The following is a 16984-nucleotide window of genomic DNA, read 5'->3' as shown; positions in this document are numbered from 1 at the left end:
AAGCGGTTGCTTGCCATATATTTCACATGCGTAGTATATTTGCTTCACATGTGAAGTAAATGGCGAGATCATGGATAAACGGCTTTTCTACCTGCTCAACATCGCCCGTCATCGGGTATACAAGCACGCTGACCAACTCAGTGAAGAGGCGCTTGGCATTTCCGTCACTCAGGTCGGTGCCCTGTTGCTGGTGGCAGGCGACGAAGGCTGCCTGTTGAAGGACCTGGCTCGCCACCTGAACCTTAACAACTCAGCCCTTACCGGTCTGGCAGGCCGCATGGAGCACAAAGGGCTACTTGAGCGACGCCCCTGCGATCACGATGGGCGAGCCTCCCGCCTTTATCTCACTGACCTTGGGCGCCGCAAGATCGACAGCGCCAAGCCCCTGATCACCGAACTGAACGAGCGCATGACCGAAGGGTTCACCGATGACGAAGTGGACGTAATCCTGCGGTTTCTGAACCGCCTCGTGAACGACTTCTGATACCGATAATGAGGGAGCCAGATATGAGTGCCCATGAATCCTCACTGGACGTTGCTAACCGGCAAGAGATACCACTGACCACAGACGGCGGCCACCGGATCAGCCTTCGCGTATTCCCCGCAGAGCCCTCCCGCTCAGTGGTGATTATGGCCGGCGCCATGGGGGTAAGTCAGAACTGCTATGAAAAATTCGCCCGCTTCCTTTGCCGTCAGGGCTACACGGTCCTTACTTTTGACTACTTCGGGACCGGTGCCTCCCTGCAAACTCACCTGCGGGATTGCCCGACCAGCGTGACGGACTGGGGCAATGAGGACTGCCATGCGGTCATCGATTTTGCCCGCCGGCGGTATCCGGGGCAGTGTTTGCAGTGGATTGGCCACAGTGTCGGTGGGCAACTTCTCGGTATGACTCCTAACGTCAACCTATTGGACAACGCCATTACCGTGGCTGTCGGTAGCGGCTACTGGCGGGAGAATTCACCGCCCACCAAGCGCATCGCATGGATACTGTGGTATTTCCTGGCACCTGTAAGCCTGCGACTGGTTGGGTATTATCCTGGTAACCGTCTCAAGCTGGTTGGAGATTTGCCTCCCAACGTCATGCGCCAGTGGCGGCGCTGGTGTCTGCACAGAGATTATGCCGTGGGTGTGGAAGGGGAGTCGTTGCGTGACCAGTTTGCCAGCGTCACGGTGCCAATTACCGCTGTTTCCTTTACCGACGACGAAATGATGTCGAAGCGTAACACCGAATCCATTCACAGCTTTTACTGCAACGCCCCGTTGACCATGCAAAGGATCGACCCTTCGGATGTTGGGGAAAGCCAGATTGGTCATCTGGGCTGGTTCCGGGAGCGTTACCAGGAGTCATTGTGGCGGGGGGTGTTATTGCCGCTTCTGAAATGAGTCGCCCTCCGCCTGCCTATCACAGGCGGAGCGAAATCGAATGGGCGCCATCAGGCAGACAGCCGCTGGCCATACTCCTCTTTCAGTTTGGCGATGCTATCCCAGAAGGGTTCAGGATCGCTGCCTTCAAGCCGGGCCACCAGAATATCCAGGTGAGCGTGCCAGCCAGAGCTGACAGAGAGCAGGGTAGACTGATCAGGCACGCGGTGGTGTGTCACCGTTAGCATGACCTGATTGCCCATGGGCTCCAGTTCAAAGGAGACTCCGCCGGTGCTGCCCCAGGCTATGGCCAGCTTGTGGGGCGGATCCAATTCGGTAATCCGGCTTTCCAGCCGATGTTCCTCAGAGTACCCCGGTGGCCGTTGGCCGGGCGGGTTGGTCAGTTCATCATTACGCCAGACAAACTCGAACGTGGTGCCGACTTTCATTTCCATGTCGCCCGCCGCCAGCCATTGACGGCGCAGGTCACTGTCAATGAGATACGACCAGACCCGCTCAACCGGGCCGGGCAGCAGGCGTTGAATCCTCAGCGTGGCGGGTTCGGTCAGTACGCCATAATCACTGGGGTTTTGATAATCCGTCATGAGTCTTCTCCTTATCAGGTGTAATGTCAGCTGCCTCCTCCTGGTAAAGCAGTTGTTCCAGTACATCCAGGCGATCGTTCCAGAAGCCCTGGTAGAAATTCAGCCATTCGTGTGCGCTGGCCAGCGGTCCGGGTTCCAGATAACAGACGTGGGTGCGGCCACGCACCTCCCGGCGAATCAGCCCGGCGTTTTCAAGCACTTTGATGTGCTTCGAGGCTGCAGCCAGTGACATCTCGAAAGGTGCTGCCAGCTCGCTGACCGAACGCTCTCCGTCAGACAGCTCATGCAGAATCCGCCGACGGGTAGTGTCACCAAGGGCGTGAAAAATAGAGTTCAACTGTTGCTCATTTAATTCAACCATGTGGTTGAATATAGGGGTGCTGCTTCTGAAAGTCAACCAAAAGGTTGAATGTTGGATGGCTGTTGGCTAATGATGAGAGAGGGGGAATGAAGTCCGCTGGACAGTCAGCGGTTCAATACCGGGCCCGTTCATTACCTTCCGCGGCAGCGGTGGGCACCAGCGCCTTTACCAGCTCTTTCATGTCGAGCACGCCCACCTGTTTGCCTTTGCGCATCACCCGATAGGTGTGATTGGTATCGCCTTCGGACATGGCAATCACTGATTCCAGGTTATCCCGTTCGGAAATATCGCCGTCGCAGCTTTCCGGCGCTTCGGTTGTTTTCTCCATGACCGAGCGGACCCTGAGTACGCGAGCGCGGTTGATATCGCTGATAAAGTCGATGATGTACGGATCGTTGGGATGCATCAGGATGTCCTGGGGCTCGCCCTGCTGGACGACGTAGCCGTCCTTGAGGATAACCAGGTGGTCAGCCAGTTTCAGGGCTTCGTCCAGATCGTGGGTGATAAACACAATGGTCTTTTCCAGCTCGCCTTGCAGTTCCAGTAGCAGGTCCTGCATGTCGGAGCGGATCAGGGGATCGAGGGCGGAGAAAGCTTCGTCCATCAGCATGATTGGCGAATTCGACGCCAGGGCTCGGGCAATGCCCACACGTTGCTGCATGCCGCCGGACAACTGGTGCGGGTACTGGTTCTCGTTGCCTTCCAGGCCCACACGGGCGAGCCACTTTTTGGCCTCCGCCTCAAAGTCCTGTACGGAATAGCCGCGAACCAGCAGTGCCATGCCGGCATTCTCCAGCACGGTTTTGTGGGGGAGCAGTGCAAACTTCTGGAACACCATCGACATCCGTTCCCGCCGCAGCTTGCGTAGCTTGTTTTCGTCGAACTGCAGCACGTCTTCGCCGTCGACCTCGATTTCGCCAGCGGTTGGTTCGATCAGTCGGTTGAGGTGGCGAATCAGGGTGGATTTTCCGGAACCGGACAGGCCCATAATAACGGTAATCTCACCCTCGTGGACGTCCACATTGATGTCCTGGAGACCCAGTACATGGTTGTGCTTCTCCAGTAGTTCGGCCTTACCCATGCCACGGCGGACGTGGGCCAGGGCGACGTCGGGGGTGGGGCCGAAAATCTTGTACAGGTTGCGGATGGAAATCTTGATGTCCCGAGCCACAATTCACTCCCTTACTGTTTCTGTGCCGCGTTAATTCGCGCCAGCGAGGCCTTGGTCACCCGATCAAGGATCACCGCCAGAATCACGATGCCCAGGCCGGCCACAAGCCCGACACCAAGCTCGAGGTTGCGAATGCCTTGCAGCACCAGCACGCCAAGGCCCGGTGCCGACACCAGGGAGGCAATGACCACCATCGCCAGACTCATCATGATGGTCTGGTTTACGCCGGCCATGATGTTGGGCAGGGCAAGTGGAATCTGGACTTTGTAGAGTTTCTGCCGGCTGGTCATACCAAAGGCATCGGCGGCCTCAATCACATCTTTGTCGACCAGACGTATACCCAGGTTGGTGAGGCGAATCACCGGTACTATGGCGTAAAGAATGATGGCAATGCCGTACAGTTTGGATTCGGTCACGCTGAACAGAAAGATCAGTGGAATCAGGTACACAAAGGGGGGCAGCGTTTGCAGCATGTCCAACACGGGGATGGTCAGCCGCTGCATCATGTCACTGCGGGACATGGCTATGCCTATAGGTACGCCGAAGAGTACGCACAGGAAGGCGCAGACAAAAATAATGGCCAGCGTTTGCATCGCGTATTCGTAGTAATCGATAAACGCCAGCAAAGCCAGGCTGATACCCACAAAGACCACCAGCTTCCAGGATTTGGAAACCACAAACACCACCGCCAGCAGTAGCGGTATGACAATCCACCAGGGTGTGTTGAGTATGGCGTACAGGGCACCGTCGAGGAACCAGCTCAGAGGTTGTGTCAGCGGGTCCAGCACAACGCTCAGGTTGTCCTTGATGTCCAGAAAGCCTTGCTCCAGCCCTTTGGTCAGATCCCGTGATTGTGGGAAGGAAGCGCAGGCTTCGTGGAACGCGTCCATCGATGGAAAAGGCAGTTCCCAGAGGGATTCAGGTTCGGACTCCGTACCCTGGATTTTTTTTAGCAGATCCGTCATGGACAAAGGCGTGTCGCTTGTGTCTTCAGCACACCATGCCTCCAGTCCGAGCGATGAAAACAGGGAAGTGTAGGTCGCCATGAATTCAGTTCCCCTGAGTTATTCAGAATAACGGGACTGGAATGGTTCACGCGCACGGACAGAGCCATTATTCCGGCTCTGTCCAGCTGTGCCCGGTTATTGTTCCATTACTTTGGCAAGTCGTTCCCTGGCAGATTCATTCAGCCAACCGGACCACTCGTCGCTGTTGTTGTTGAGGAAGTAAACAGCGGCTTCTTCAGCCGAGGCGTTATTCTTATCCATCCAGGCCAGTAGGGCACTCATAGTTTCGGACTTGAATGTCAGCTTGCTGAGCATCTCGGCCACCTCTGGTTCACGTTCCTTGAAGTTGGTCGTGACGGAGGTCAGCACCGGCGCTGCCGGGAATTCGGATACGCCAGGGTTGGCGGTATCCGGGTTTTGATTGCGCATATGGATGCTGGAATCGTAATCGCCCAATTCGACGCGAGTCATGTCGAATTTGCCGAGAGGAACGGTGGGACCCCAGTAGTAGCCGAACCAGGGCTCTTCGTCCTGCACGGCAGACGCCATGGATGACGCCAGTGTTTCTCCGGAACCGTGGTTGAACACCTCGATACCGGAGGCCTCCAGATCAAGGGCCCGGATCAGATTGTCACTGACCACACGGCAGCCCCAGCCGCTCGGGCAGTTGTTAAAGCGATTGTCCACCAGTTCGGGATTTGCCATGACGCCTTCGATCGTGGTCAGTTCCGGGTGTTTTTCCGCCAGATAGGTGGGAATCCACCAACCCTCGACGCCACCCGGGTCCAGCACCTTCCCAAGACGCTCCACCTTGCCCTGTTCTTCCAGCTTCAGGTAGGCCTCACCAGCGGAGTTGAGCCAGAGCTCGGTGACAATGTCCGGCTCGCCGTTCTCGGCGACCGACGTCACAGCTGGAATGGTATCGGAGGGCACCACGGTGACATCACAGCCGTAGCCCTGTTCCATGATGAACTTGGCAACGCTGGTCACTACCGTGTTGGAAGCCCAGTTCATCTCAGTGATGGATACTTCCCCGCAGTCTGCCTGAGCGAATCCGGGGACGGATAGTGCACAAAGCATTGCGACTGACGTTAGCTTTCGCATGATGGGTCCTCCTTATAGGGGGTAGGGGAATAGAGTTTGAAAAAGTGCAGCAACAAAGCCGCATGCAAAGCCCTGACGACCTCGCGGGAGGTGGTACATACATCGCAAATGTTCAACGAATAGAAAGGCAAAACGTTGCGTACCTCGGTTACTACCTATACTTGAGAATAGTTTTCCAACTGGGAGTTACAAGCCTGTAATGGAAATTGGTGTTAAATCTGATCAAGGCCTGGAACGTGTACTTCGCAGAGATCGCTGGGTCGTGCTGGCTCTTCTCACCGTCGTAATAGTGGCCAGTTGGAGCTATCTGTTCGCCGGTGCAGGCATGGATATGTCTGCCATGGCGTCAGCGGACTGGTCACCCGGCTACGCAATCATCATGTTCCTTATGTGGTGGATCATGATGATTGCGATGATGCTGCCGGGCGCGACGCCGATGATCCTGCTGTTCGCTTCCGTGAACCGCAGGCAGCGTAACAGTGGCAATCCATATGTGCCGACCACCTTGTTTACGGCAAGTTACTTGCTTGCCTGGGCAGGTTTCAGTTTGCTCGCAACGGTCTTGCACTGGGGGATTAAACAGGCCGGTTTGCTGGCGGACATGGCGTTAACCAACCAGCTTCTGGGGGCGGGGATATTGATGGCCGCCGGGATTTATCAACTCACCCCCCTCAAGCAGGCCTGCCTTCGGCATTGCCGGATGCCTGCCATGTACATAGCCACCCACTGGCGGCCGGGCACACGTGGGGCGTTCATCATGGGCCTTCAGCATGGCGTATTCTGCCTGGGGTGCTGTTGGGTGCTGATGCTTCTGCTTTTTTTCGGGGGCGTGATGAACCTGTACTGGATCGCCGGGTTGGCGGTCTATGTCCTGATCGAGAAAACCATCCCTACCGGGAATTGGCTCGACTACGGCCTGGGTGTGGTACTCGTTGCCGTTGGAGCCTGGTTCGTGGTGTCTTGAGTGGGGGTCAGTCTTACCAACATACCGTAGTAATAATCCAGAGAGTGATCAGGATGGTAAGGAATCTGGCAGGCCTTGTCCGCATTCTTCCACTGGTCAATGACTTCACCGTCGAGTTTCTCTATCTCCTCCAGGAGTTCACTCGCGCTGTGGATTCTGTAGGGACAGATCGCAGTGCTGATGTTTTGCAGGGTCACGTAGCTTTTATCTGGGTGGACGGGCAGCATGTTAATCAATATATAGGTTGGCCGGCTCCGTAACTGGCTGATGATCGAGCTCAGGGAATCTTCTACGTATTGCAGTGAACCGGAGAACAATACCCAATCACAGGGAGTCGACTGGGTTAAATCTTCAGAGAAACTCAACGGGGCGGAATTGCCATTGTCAGCGGCAAATTTCCTGGCTTCCCTGATGACGGCTGGAACGTCGTAAATCTCCCATTCGAACGGCTCCGGAAAAGTGAGGTATTTGGTGAGTGCATAGTACAGAACACCGACGTGGCCGCCGAAGTCGATCAGCTTCTGATTGGGTTCCATTAACCGGTTGAGCCAGAATGCGACCGGATAATCGCAGGGTGAAATCGCCTGCATGCGAAACCGATACATATCGGCGGAGGCGGGGGCTTCGTTATCGTAACCAAGGGGTTTACTGGCGGGCGCATCGGCACTCGCAGTTGCAAAATCCGGGTAAACTCCCTTAAACCAGTTTACGTTCGTGGCAGTGGCGAACTCTTTTGCATAGCGTCGGTTCAGTGCGTTATGAACGGCGGGAATTCTTTCGAAGCTACGCACAAGCCTCTTCGCTTGATCGTACATGACTTTTACTCCCTTAAAAGACGATCATGGGACCTCAAGAACATAAGACCCACCGGGACCGGCGGGTCTTATGTTTTACCCGACGACTCAGGCCTTCGTTGCAGTGATCAAATGAACGGGCAATTTAAATTCCAGACCTCCGTGTGAGTTCTGAAATGGCGCCAGTTCCTTGTTCGCTTCCCGTACCACCGTTTCAATTGCGCTCTCGCCCAGCTCAATACCTGCGAAGGGGAACCAGCCCCTGACATCCGCAAGTACCATGTCCCTGATGCTGTCAAAATGCGCTGTGCCCTCGTGGGTCACGATGACCGGATCCCTGATCTCCGCCTCATATAACAGTAGTGCAAGCTGGTCGGCATTGCCCATCGAGAACGGTAGCCGAAGTGCGTTGGCGATACCCGGGTCAATAAGCCGCTCAAAGATGCTTGCCATGATGGAATAGGCTGGCAGTTCATCGAGAGAACCAAAAACCGCCACTGCCAGGTGTCCGCCAGGTTTTAGCACACGCTTCATTTCACGGAGTGCGGTGTATGGGTTAGAGAAGAGCATCAGCCCAAACTGGCTGACAACGGCATCGAACTGATTTTCATCATAGGGCAATGCCTCAGCAGAGGCTTCGCGCCAATCCACTCCCGGCGAATGGCGCCTGGCCACAGCCAACATCCCCGGGTTGATATCGACACCGGAGACAGCGCCACTTTCGCCAACCCGTGAAGCCACCGTTCGGGTCAGGGTGCCGGTTCCACAGGCAACATCCAGTACGCGTTCACCGGGTTGGATTTCCGCCGCATCCGCCAACCGATCTGCCCACTGCTCAAATAACGCGGGGACCAGCAATTGCTCGTAAGCCTCCGCAACTTTTTCAAGTTCCTCAACACTTAAATGACTCATGGGATGTCTCCTCTCATTCCCAGGGCTACAGGACCTCCCTGCCAATGTCTTTATTAGATTGTTCGAGTCCCGCTCGGTTCCCACAGCGGAATCCGGCATCTGACGGGGTCACAGCTTCGCGGATTCGGTGTTGCCTGATGCATCGGATGCACGGGCAGCTCCTTCCAGGGTGTTATGACGTTGTGGCCAGATGCGATTGGACTGCTGGTAAGCGGCCAGGGCTTCGGCCGGGCGGTCCAGCGCAAGCAGCAAGTCGCCAAGGGCTTCATAGGGTGGGAGTAAGGCACCCGGAGTCACCGGATGCTTCTCGACGGTGGCTTCCAGTTCTCCGGCAGAACGCATCAGTTCGATGGCTCGCTCAGGTTCACCTTCGGCATTGGCGATCCAGCCTGTGAGGATCTGGCGATCCACTTCAATGTAGGTTGAGAAACGCTGATCGGCGGCGGACTTGGCGTTTTCTGCCAGAGTTTCCAGCCGCTGTTCGGCCTCTCGGGCGGCTTCCAGGTCGCCAGTGTGGACGGCCCCCAGTCCGCGGGCAAACCAACTCAGACCCTCGGGCCAGGGGAACTTGTCCCAGTCGATGTAGTCGACGGCTCGTGGGGTAATGGCGGCTGCTGCCTCCCAATCCCGTGTTTCAACCGCCAACCGTGCCGGGATGGACGCCAGGTGAAATGCTCCGGGGAAATTTGCCTGATGTGGTCCATTGGCCTGGGCAGCTTTCCAAACGTCTCGCGCAGCGCTGTCTTCACCGCGCTGGAGATGACCATAAACCAGATAATCAAGGGCGTGGATGTAATGGAATGACGTAGCGCCATCGACCTTGTGGTCAACCGCCACCTTTGAGGACTGCTGGTTCCAGTCAATCATCCGCGGCCAGTCACCAAGCCGCACATAAATGTGGGAAGGCATATGCAGGGCATGGGGTACACTGGGTGCTATCCCTGTATACGAATCCACAACTTCAGTTGCGTTTGCGGCGCGACCATCGGCATCGGTGGCGTGTATGGAGTAATGAACCGCACCCGGGTGGGTGGGTTCGGTCTCCCAGGCCGCACGCAGTACCTTTTCTGCTTCGTTGTGCAACGCTTTTCGGTCGTCGGCGGACAGTGCCAACGTCAGGCGCGACAGCGCATAGAGCGTGGCAACGTCAAGATCTTCCGGGAAAGCCTGGTAGGCCTTGTCCATACCTTCGATCCAACCGGCGAGCCGTTCCCGAACCTGATCCGTGTCGGGCTCGAAAAAGGCGGCAGTCGCGTTAATCAGAAGTCGTTCCCGATGATCCTTGGCGGCGTCGCGGGCTTTCTGGATTGCCTGGCGACCCTGGGTGATATCCCCCGCACTGGGTGTGGTGCCCCATAACGGCTGGAAAAGGGTCGTCGCGATGCCCCAGTGGGCCATAGCACAGTCAGGATCTGTCTGGGTAATGGTCCCGAACTCCGCTCGGGCCTGGGTATACATCATGTGATGCATCATGCCCAGTGCGTGGTCGACGTCAGCGCGCACTTCGTCAGCACAGTCCGCCTGAAAATTGACTTTGCCGATAGTATCTCCGGCGCTACCGGCCTGGCCATCGTTCATGGCTTCCTGATGTGCTGATGCTGGAAGGGACAGGCTCATAGCGATCGCAAGGAGTGCAAAGCGAAACGTTGTGTTCATGACAGGACTCCAGTGGTTTAGCTAATGGAGCCGGCATGTCCTACAACGGTCAGTGACTGAATACGGACTGCCAGTAACTGGCCCTGCATGCGCAGCTTGTAACCTTGAAATTACTCCTATCGTGCTTGATTTGCCAGAGGGCTTGTGGTGTGGGTTTATTGAAAAGCTAACTGGAACTGGTCTACTGTCTTTATATGAGACAGAAGATCAATTTTTGCACAAGTCAGGACGGAGTGTGCATCGCCTACGCGACGGCAGGGCGAGGCCCGCCATTGATGCGTGTTGGCGGCTGGATGACCCATGTGGAACATGACTGGGACAGCCCCATCTGGCAGCACTGGCTGAGGGAGCTGACGCGGGAGCACACGCTCGCACGCTTTGATATGCGTGGATCGGGGTTATCGGACCATGAGGTTGCCGAGCAGGGGGTGGAGGTCTGGCTTCAGGATCTTGAAGCCGTGGCCAATGCCCTAGGGTGGCGACGATTTCCACTGGTGGGGATCTGCCAGGGAGGAGCGGTCGCTGCGGCTTATGCCGCTCGCCACCCCGAGCGAGTCAGCAAGCTCGTACTGTATAACGCCTACGCCCATGGTGGATATACCAGTGATATTCCCGAGTACAAGACGGAAGAGGCCCGGGCCCTGGAAGAGATGATCAAAGTCGGATGGGGCCGCCGCCATGGTGCGTTTCGCGAAGTATTTGCACGTCTGATGTCACCCCGCGAGGCTGGCGATCAGGTGGCCTGGTGGGCGGAGTTGCAACGAATCACCACCGAACCAGAGACCGCAGTCCAGCTCTGGCACGCGTTTCACGCCGTCGATATAAGACATCAACTGGACAAGGTGCGAGCGCCCACGCTGGTTGTGCACATCAAGGGTGATCAGATGGTCCCCTTCGAAATGGGTCGTGAGCTTGCGGCCCATATAGACGGCGCCCACTTTTTGCCGTTGGAAGGCAAGAGCCACATACTGCAGCCCGATGATCCGGGCTGGCCCATCTTTGTATCGGAGTTCCGTCGTTTTCTCACCAACCAGGGCTCAGACCAGCCTGCGCCACCTCCGGAATTCAAATCTCTTACTGGTCGCGAACGCGCGGTACTGGAAGTCGTTGCCCAGGGATTATCGAATCAAGACATTGCCGAACACCTGTCCATCGCTCCCAAAACGGCGCGCAATCATATCAGTAATATCTGCAGCAAGCTGGACATCACCAGCCGGGCCCAACTGATCGTCAGGGCCAGAGAAGCGGGATTTGGCGACCACTAGGGCAACTGTCCCGCTTACGTTCATTTCATCAAATCATTCGGGACAACCACCTCATGACGGTGGTTGTGGCTGCGCGTAGCGTGATCATTGAGGCCACCTGCAGTTGGCCGGGCACTCTATATTACCGGTGACCTGAGAGGTGATCACCATGGATACCGAAGCCATCAATCAACTGAAAGGCACCTTCCGGGGCGACATTCTGGAACCGGGTGATGCCGAATACGACGATGTCCGCGCCCTCTACAACGCCATGATCGACAAACGTCCCCGACTCATCGCCCGCTGCTGCAATACGGCAGACGTGGTCACAGCAGTGCGTTTCGGGCGTGATCAGGGCCTGCTCGTTGCGCTGCGTGGATGCGGCCATAACGGGCCTGGCCTGGGCAGTTGTAACGACGGGCTGCTGATAGACCTTTCCCGGATGAAAGGTGTCTACGTCGACCCTGACAATGCCACTGTTCGGGCTCAGCCGGGATGTGAACAGGGCGACGTGGATCATGCCACCCACGCTTATGGCCTGGCCGTACCGGCTGGCATCGTCAGCACCACCGGAATCTCGGGCCTCACCCTCGGGGGTGGCCACGGCTATTTGAGCCGGTTGCATGGCCTGACCGTGGACAACCTGCTGGAAGCTGAAGTTGTTCTGGCTGATGGGCGTATCGTAACTGCCAACATCAATCAGCATGAGGATCTGTTCTGGGCCATTCGTGGCGGAGGCGGAAACTTCGGGGTTGTGACCAGTTTTCTCTTCCAGGCGCATCCGGTGAAGGATGTCTACGCCGGCCCCATATTCTGGGACCTGGCCGACGCCCGGAAGATCATGGCGTGGTACCGTGATTTCCTGCCTACGGCGCCCCGTGAGCTGGGCATGTTCCTGGGGCTCAAGCGAGTACCGAAGGTGGAGCTCTTTCCCGAAGCCCTCTGGGGCAGACCCATAGTTGCACTCATGACCTGCTACAACGGCACGGAAGAAGAGGGTATCGAAGCGATGCGACCGGTACGGGAGTCGCTGCCCGAACCGCTGCTGGACGGGATGACGCAAATGCCATTTCCCATGTGGCAGTCCGCCTTCGATCCCATCCTGCCCAAAGGGCTACAGTGGTACTGGAAGGGTGACTTCGTGAAAGAATTGCCTGACGAGGCCATAGAGGTTCACATTGAGCATGCCTCGAAAGCGCCGGATGGGTTGTCGTTGATGCATCTGTACCCGATCAATGGTGCGGTGCACGACACGGACAGCAACGCCATGGCCTGGAGCTGCCGCGACGCAAACTGGTCCATGGTCATTGCCGGCATCGATCCGGAGCCCGAAAACGCGGCAACCGTTACCCAATGGGCGCGAGATTACTGGGAGGCGGTTCACCCATACAACGCCAGCGGTGCCTACATCAATTTCATGATGGAAGAGGGTGACGAGCGGGTGCAGGCAACCTATGGGCACAATTACCCGAGACTGGCGCAGATCAAGACCAAGTACGATCCGGAGAATTTCTTCCGGGTGAATCAGAACATACGGCCGGGTTGAGCTAAAAGCGGGCGTAATTGGAGCTCCAGATGGTGCCATGGAAGGCGGGGCTTCAGATCACAATCCTGACGGTATGACTGGAAGGAGGGAGTAACCATGTCGATCCCTGTATTGGTATTACTGGCGTTCGCAGGCTGGACGCTGCTATCAATGGCCCTGACCGTGGGCACCTACCGCTGGTTTCACATACTGAGCGGCCGCAACCGCATTGCAGAATTCAGTGAGTACCGCATAGAGGGGCAGGGCTGGTACAAGCGCGCACTACGGGCACACGCCAACTGTGTCGAGAACCTGCCGGTGTACGGTGCGATTGTAATTGCGATCGTGGCCACGGGGATCAGCAGCCCCGTGCTTAATGTACTCGCTGTGATCCTTCTGATCGCACGTATCGCCCAAACGAGTGTGCACATCGGCTTTCCGCATTCTGACCTTGCGGCCACGGTTCGTTTCCTGTTTTTCTTCATCCAGCTTGTGTGCATGGTGTGGATGGGGCTTTATGTTGTGGTTGAGGCGGTATGATGGATAACAGCTGCGCTATTTGTCTGCATAAGATTCAGGCACAAAGTTATAGGCTGCTCTTACCTGATGCATAATCATCATTGCCTCCTCCGATTCCAGGCCTAGTTTCATCAACTGTGGCATAACCAATCTCCCGACTTTCGAGCTGTCAGGTCGGGTGATCTTATGCCTGACAAACACCTGTGCTATGTCTTCCGGGGTGGCGTTTCTGTCTTTCCGGATGAGCTGGCCGATGTCATTGGCGCAGGATTGCTTCGCCGGATCTGTGTTGCGGACGCTCCGGAAAGCCAGAAACACCAAAGCGATGAACACAGCAGCTACGAACAAGTAGGTCATATCCCAAACCTTGTCTTTTGTATGGACGTGTTGAATCAAGCTTCAGCGAGGTAACCGCTCGCCACCACAATGCCCAGTGCCAAGGCATAAACCATCAGTATCAAGGCACTCTCAAATCCGATCCGGCCGATGCCATAGAGCTGTCGCCGCACCATGCCCATCAGCAGGATCGCGGTCATCAGAATACTGATCAGGCCCCAGGTCATCTGTATTGGCGCCATATCGTGATAGATAGAGCCCCCGGGATAGCCGGCATCAGCTGAGGCTACCACCAACATATTAAAGCAGTTGGTGCCAAAAATGTTGCTCACTGCCAGAGTAAGTGCGCCCCGACGAATGGCGGCAATGGTTGTGACCAGCTCGGGGGAGGAGGTGGCCAGCGCGGTAAACAGACCGCCAATGAGTGTCTCGGAAAGCCCGGTTTCGTCACTGATGACCTTGGCACTCTCCATCAGCACCCAGCCGGCAAGTCCTGTCACGGCAGCCAGGGCGATGAAACTGAGCCAGGCCCGGGCCAAACTTCCTTGAAGGTTCGTGTCTGGCTTATCCGGCACCGTATGACGGGTAAGCCGGGGAATCCACATGGGCTTATTATCGGTGCTGCGCACCAGCTGCAGACCGAACAGATAGGCGGCAACAATGACCGGTGTGATCGGGTGGACTCCCCAAAGGGAAACCGGCGGGCTGGCGATTGCCAGCAGCGGCAATGCCAGAAGCACTATCAACAATGCAGCGAGCATCAAGTTAGTGGATGATGCCGCCGCATGTTCCAGATTGGCCTTGCGGTATATGATATCCGCGATGCCCAGGAACACCAGGTTCGCCGCCATACTGCCCATAACGTTACTCATGGCGAGGTCCGGCCGGGCATCCAGCGCGGCGCTCAGTGTAGCGGCAAAATCGGGCAGTGACGTCACACCGGCCAGCAGGAAGATACCGAACAGAGCCTCACCCAGGCCAGTTCGATCAGCCAGTTCGTCGGCAACCCGAGCCAACTGACTGCCGGCGGTAATAATAATCACGGCGGCGGCGATAAACGCGCCGATACTGATAATCAGTGACGGAAACAAATGGGGCCTCGGGATGTCGTTATAGCTTGTTTCACTATAGTGCCCCTTGTTTCAAACCCTCAATGTGGTTTATTCCACCGTAATGGTGATCTTTTCCGACATGACTGGCGGCTCGTGGGGCACATGCATGTAGTCGCCCAACAGCAACTGCAGGGTATGTTCACCCGGCTCCAGTTCCAGCTCGGTGCTGGTCTGTCCACCGCCAAAGTGAATAACCTGATCCGTCGACGGCAGCGGCGCATCCATGGGTGGCAGCTGATCCAGATCGACTAACAGATGGTGGTGACCGGTATTCGCCTCATCTGTGCCTGCCTTGGCGACTTCCATACCTTCCAGGCCGAATTCCACAGTCACCGGACTGGTAACGGAGTCCCCATCCCTTGGGTTCAGTATGGTGACCTCCGCGTTTGCCGGTGCGCTCGTGCGAGCAGTAGACGGGTTTTCAGTTGCGCCTTTGCTTTCTTCCATGGCCGCCTGGTCCTGTGCCATGGGTTCTGCTTCCTCACTGCTATCGGAACAGCCTTGCAGCAAAATGCCGGTGGTAAACAAAACACTGATCAGCGAGATTTTTAACTGTGTGTGCATGGCGAATCTCTCCTTATGCCATTAATGACTTGGGAATAAACACCTCATTACCGTCCCCCGGCGACATCCAGCAGCGACCCGGTCACATACGAAGCCTCGTCTGACAACAACCAGGCAATGGCGTGGGCTACTTCCTCCGGCTGGCCGCCACGTTTTAGGGGAATGGATGGTGTCAGCCGGTCAACCCGGCCGGGCTCTCCGCCATCGGCGTGGATGTCGGTATGAATAAATCCCGGGCGGACGCCGTTTACACGAATTTTCCTTTCTGCAGCCTCTGCAGACAACCCCTTGGTTATCGTATCCATGGATGCCTTTGATGCAGCATAGTCCACGTATTCAAAAGGGGCGCCAGTACGGGCGGCGAGGGATGAGACGTTCACGATAGCGCCCCCATCGGCCATTCGCCGCATGGCTTCGCGGCAGCAGAGGAAGCAACTGGTGACATTGGTGGTCATCACCCGGTTAAAGCGTTTGATGTCCATATCCACCAACCGCGATTGGGTAAACAGCACGCCAACGTTATTCACCAAGGCTGTTACCGGTCCAAAGGCCTGTTCCGTGGCATCGAACAGTGCGATGACGTCCTGTTCCTGGCTTACATCGGCCTGAAAGGGGAGGGCGCTACCGCCGTTGGCGACAATGTCTGATACCACTGCCTCCGCCTGCTCGACCTGGGAGCGGTAATTCACGCACACTGAGTATCCCCTCGATGCCAGTAGCTTTGCAGTGGCGGCTCCAATTCCACGGCTGGCGCCGGTGATGATGGCAACGTGCTTCATGGGTGGTTTCCCTCGGGCCCAGTTTTAAAAAGCCAGGGCCTTTGCAATGGCCCGGTACAGGTCGCAAAACGCCTTACCTTTCGGTTGCGGTGTTGCCTATAGCTTCGAAAATACCATCCAGTTCCTTAGCAACCGCCTTGAGCTCAGCGCCTCCGCGCTCACGAGAGGGCGCGATCACATGGCTTGGTGTTTTCCATGAGAGCGTGGCTGTACCATCTTCTTCCTCAGTGACGTAGAAGGGGATGGGGGCCTCAATCTAATCCGGGTCAGAAGGGAGATACTCACTTTCCAGGCGCTCAACGATTCCACTTTCAATCAACTTGTTAAGGGACCGGTCGAGGCAAGGGATATCGCTGGTATGTCGCTCATGGACGAAATGAAAGACAGGCTCTGTCAGGATCGGCTTATCCATGGTCATGTCGGGGTAGGAGGAGAATTTCATCAGAGCCTGCTGTTTCATCATCAACCCGACGTCAACTCGCCCTCGACTCAACAGTTTGAAGATCTGGTGAGTGGAATTCACCTTTATAGCGCCGGCGGAATCGGGCACCAGGCGGTTCATTATACGAAAGCCTCTTTGATAGGCTACTCGCTTGCCTTCCAGGTCCTTGCTCGAACGAATTGGCTCGTCATCAACATGGCGGACCGGAACCAGTTCCATATGTAATAACGGTGTGGGGACGGGCACCAGCGGGCTGTCTTTGGACACAACGGCCTTCATTCTTGCAAGTTCGCCGTCAATATTCCCCGTCTCGGCCGTGAAGATGGAACGCTCCTGTGGGAATTCCAGAAAAACGACGTCAAAATCACATCCCTGATATATCAGGCTGATATATTTTTGCGCGTACCTGAATGCCGCGTCATCATCACCAGGAGCGGACGCAATGCGGCGGGTTTCACCGGCAGAACAAACCCCGACCAATATAGCCAAAATGAAACCGATGCAGCTGCGTTGAGTCAACATGG

The 16984-nt window shown here is 56.4% G+C and carries 19 protein-coding genes; 6 read left to right on the top strand and 13 right to left on the bottom strand.

All coding sequences use genetic code 11. The annotated features are described in order from the left end of the window. Positions 1 to 70 precede the first annotated feature (70 nt). Both MARLIPOL_RS16225 and MARLIPOL_RS16220 read left to right on the top strand, forming a co-directional pair. Positions 71 to 484 (top strand): MarR family winged helix-turn-helix transcriptional regulator, encoded by a 414-nt coding sequence (locus tag MARLIPOL_RS16225; protein ID WP_012139390.1) that lies wholly within the window; start codon positions 71 to 73, stop codon positions 482 to 484. 23 nt (positions 485 to 507) lie between these two features. Further along, the gene (locus tag MARLIPOL_RS16220; protein ID WP_012139389.1) at positions 508 to 1386 is read left to right on the top strand and encodes an alpha/beta hydrolase family protein; all 879 of its coding nucleotides are present in this window, start codon (positions 508 to 510) and stop codon (positions 1384 to 1386) included. 50 nt (positions 1387 to 1436) lie between these two features. On the opposite strand, the gene MARLIPOL_RS16215 is transcribed toward MARLIPOL_RS16220, so the two are convergent. The 5 genes from MARLIPOL_RS16215 to MARLIPOL_RS16195 form a co-directional block, all read right to left on the bottom strand. Next, entirely contained in the window at positions 1437 to 1970 is a 534-nt protein-coding gene (locus MARLIPOL_RS16215) for an SRPBCC family protein (RefSeq protein ID WP_012139388.1), read from the bottom strand. Continuing rightward, positions 1945 to 2307, bottom strand: coding sequence for an ArsR/SmtB family transcription factor (locus MARLIPOL_RS16210; protein WP_228677635.1), 363 nt, complete (start codon positions 2305 to 2307; stop codon positions 1945 to 1947). The genes MARLIPOL_RS16215 and MARLIPOL_RS16210 overlap by 26 nt, the downstream gene beginning before the upstream one ends. Before the next feature lie 136 nt (positions 2308 to 2443). Next, positions 2444 to 3502: a quaternary amine ABC transporter ATP-binding protein gene (locus MARLIPOL_RS16205; RefSeq protein WP_012139386.1), complete on the bottom strand. Its 1059-nt coding sequence runs from the start codon at positions 3500 to 3502 to the stop codon at positions 2444 to 2446. Between the two features lie 11 nt (positions 3503 to 3513). Next, on the bottom strand, positions 3514 to 4548 hold the full coding sequence (locus MARLIPOL_RS16200) for an ABC transporter permease (protein ID WP_012139385.1): 1035 nt from the start codon (positions 4546 to 4548) through the stop codon (positions 3514 to 3516). Positions 4549 to 4644: 96 nt separating this feature from the next. Beyond that, positions 4645 to 5613 carry an ABC transporter substrate-binding protein gene (locus MARLIPOL_RS16195; protein ID WP_036192188.1) on the bottom strand — a complete coding sequence of 323 codons (969 nt, stop codon included), beginning with the start codon at positions 5611 to 5613 and terminating at the stop codon, positions 4645 to 4647. A 199-nt stretch (positions 5614 to 5812) separates the two neighbouring features. Here MARLIPOL_RS16195 and MARLIPOL_RS16190 point away from each other — a divergent pair, with 199 nt between their 5' ends. Beyond that, positions 5813 to 6577, top strand: a complete 765-nt coding sequence (locus tag MARLIPOL_RS16190) for a DUF2182 domain-containing protein (RefSeq protein ID WP_012139383.1) — start codon at positions 5813 to 5815, stop codon at positions 6575 to 6577. Here the strand turns inward: MARLIPOL_RS16190 and MARLIPOL_RS16185 are convergent. The 3 genes from MARLIPOL_RS16185 to MARLIPOL_RS16175 all read right to left on the bottom strand — a co-directional run bounded on the left by MARLIPOL_RS16185 (position 6523) and on the right by MARLIPOL_RS16175 (position 9939). Then, positions 6523 to 7392: a methyltransferase, TIGR04325 family gene (locus MARLIPOL_RS16185; RefSeq protein ID WP_051123173.1), complete on the bottom strand. Its 870-nt coding sequence runs from the start codon at positions 7390 to 7392 to the stop codon at positions 6523 to 6525. The two genes, MARLIPOL_RS16190 and MARLIPOL_RS16185, sit on opposite strands and share 55 nt — an antisense overlap. Positions 7393 to 7479: 87 nt before the next feature. After that, a complete protein-coding gene (locus tag MARLIPOL_RS18595) occupies positions 7480 to 8283 on the bottom strand; it encodes a class I SAM-dependent methyltransferase (RefSeq protein WP_012139381.1) in 804 nt (267 codons plus the stop codon). Positions 8284 to 8391: 108 nt separating this feature from the next. Further along, complete coding sequence (locus MARLIPOL_RS16175; RefSeq protein WP_012139380.1) at positions 8392 to 9939, bottom strand: TPR repeat protein; 1548 nt, start codon at positions 9937 to 9939, stop codon at positions 8392 to 8394. A 194-nt stretch (positions 9940 to 10133) separates the two neighbouring features. Here MARLIPOL_RS16175 and MARLIPOL_RS16170 point away from each other — a divergent pair, with 194 nt between their 5' ends. From MARLIPOL_RS16170 to MARLIPOL_RS16160, 3 genes are all read left to right on the top strand, one after another. Continuing rightward, positions 10134 to 11204 carry an alpha/beta fold hydrolase gene (locus tag MARLIPOL_RS16170; protein WP_228677634.1) on the top strand — a complete coding sequence of 357 codons (1071 nt, stop codon included), beginning with the start codon at positions 10134 to 10136 and terminating at the stop codon, positions 11202 to 11204. Between the two features lie 148 nt (positions 11205 to 11352). Then, positions 11353 to 12729: an FAD-binding oxidoreductase gene (locus MARLIPOL_RS16165; protein ID WP_012139378.1), complete on the top strand. Its 1377-nt coding sequence runs from the start codon at positions 11353 to 11355 to the stop codon at positions 12727 to 12729. Positions 12730 to 12825: 96 nt separating this feature from the next. Continuing rightward, on the top strand, positions 12826 to 13248 hold the full coding sequence (locus MARLIPOL_RS16160; protein WP_012139377.1) for an MAPEG family protein: 423 nt from the start codon (positions 12826 to 12828) through the stop codon (positions 13246 to 13248). 15 nt (positions 13249 to 13263) lie between these two features. Here MARLIPOL_RS16160 and MARLIPOL_RS16155 read toward each other — a convergent pair whose 3' ends face one another. The 5 genes from MARLIPOL_RS16155 to MARLIPOL_RS16135 form a co-directional block, all read right to left on the bottom strand. Next, positions 13264 to 13584 (bottom strand): hypothetical protein, encoded by a 321-nt coding sequence (locus MARLIPOL_RS16155; protein ID WP_012139376.1) that lies wholly within the window; start codon positions 13582 to 13584, stop codon positions 13264 to 13266. A 35-nt stretch (positions 13585 to 13619) separates the two neighbouring features. Continuing rightward, a complete protein-coding gene (locus MARLIPOL_RS16150; RefSeq protein ID WP_012139375.1) occupies positions 13620 to 14654 on the bottom strand; it encodes a sodium:calcium antiporter in 1035 nt (344 codons plus the stop codon). 69 nt (positions 14655 to 14723) lie between these two features. Beyond that, entirely contained in the window at positions 14724 to 15122 is a 399-nt protein-coding gene (locus MARLIPOL_RS16145) for a DUF4399 domain-containing protein (protein ID WP_323807383.1), read from the bottom strand. 164 nt (positions 15123 to 15286) lie between these two features. After that, positions 15287 to 16018 (bottom strand): glucose 1-dehydrogenase, encoded by a 732-nt coding sequence (locus MARLIPOL_RS16140; protein WP_012139373.1) that lies wholly within the window; start codon positions 16016 to 16018, stop codon positions 15287 to 15289. Between the two features lie 256 nt (positions 16019 to 16274). Beyond that, complete coding sequence (locus MARLIPOL_RS16135) at positions 16275 to 16982, bottom strand: substrate-binding periplasmic protein (RefSeq protein WP_012139372.1); 708 nt, start codon at positions 16980 to 16982, stop codon at positions 16275 to 16277. Between the last annotated feature and the right edge of the window lie 2 nt (positions 16983 to 16984).

The organism is Marinobacter lipolyticus SM19 (genome assembly GCF_000397065.2).
Lineage (GTDB): Bacteria > Pseudomonadota > Gammaproteobacteria > Pseudomonadales > Oleiphilaceae > Marinobacter > Marinobacter lipolyticus.
This window is presented reverse-complemented; position numbering and strand designations above follow the sequence as displayed.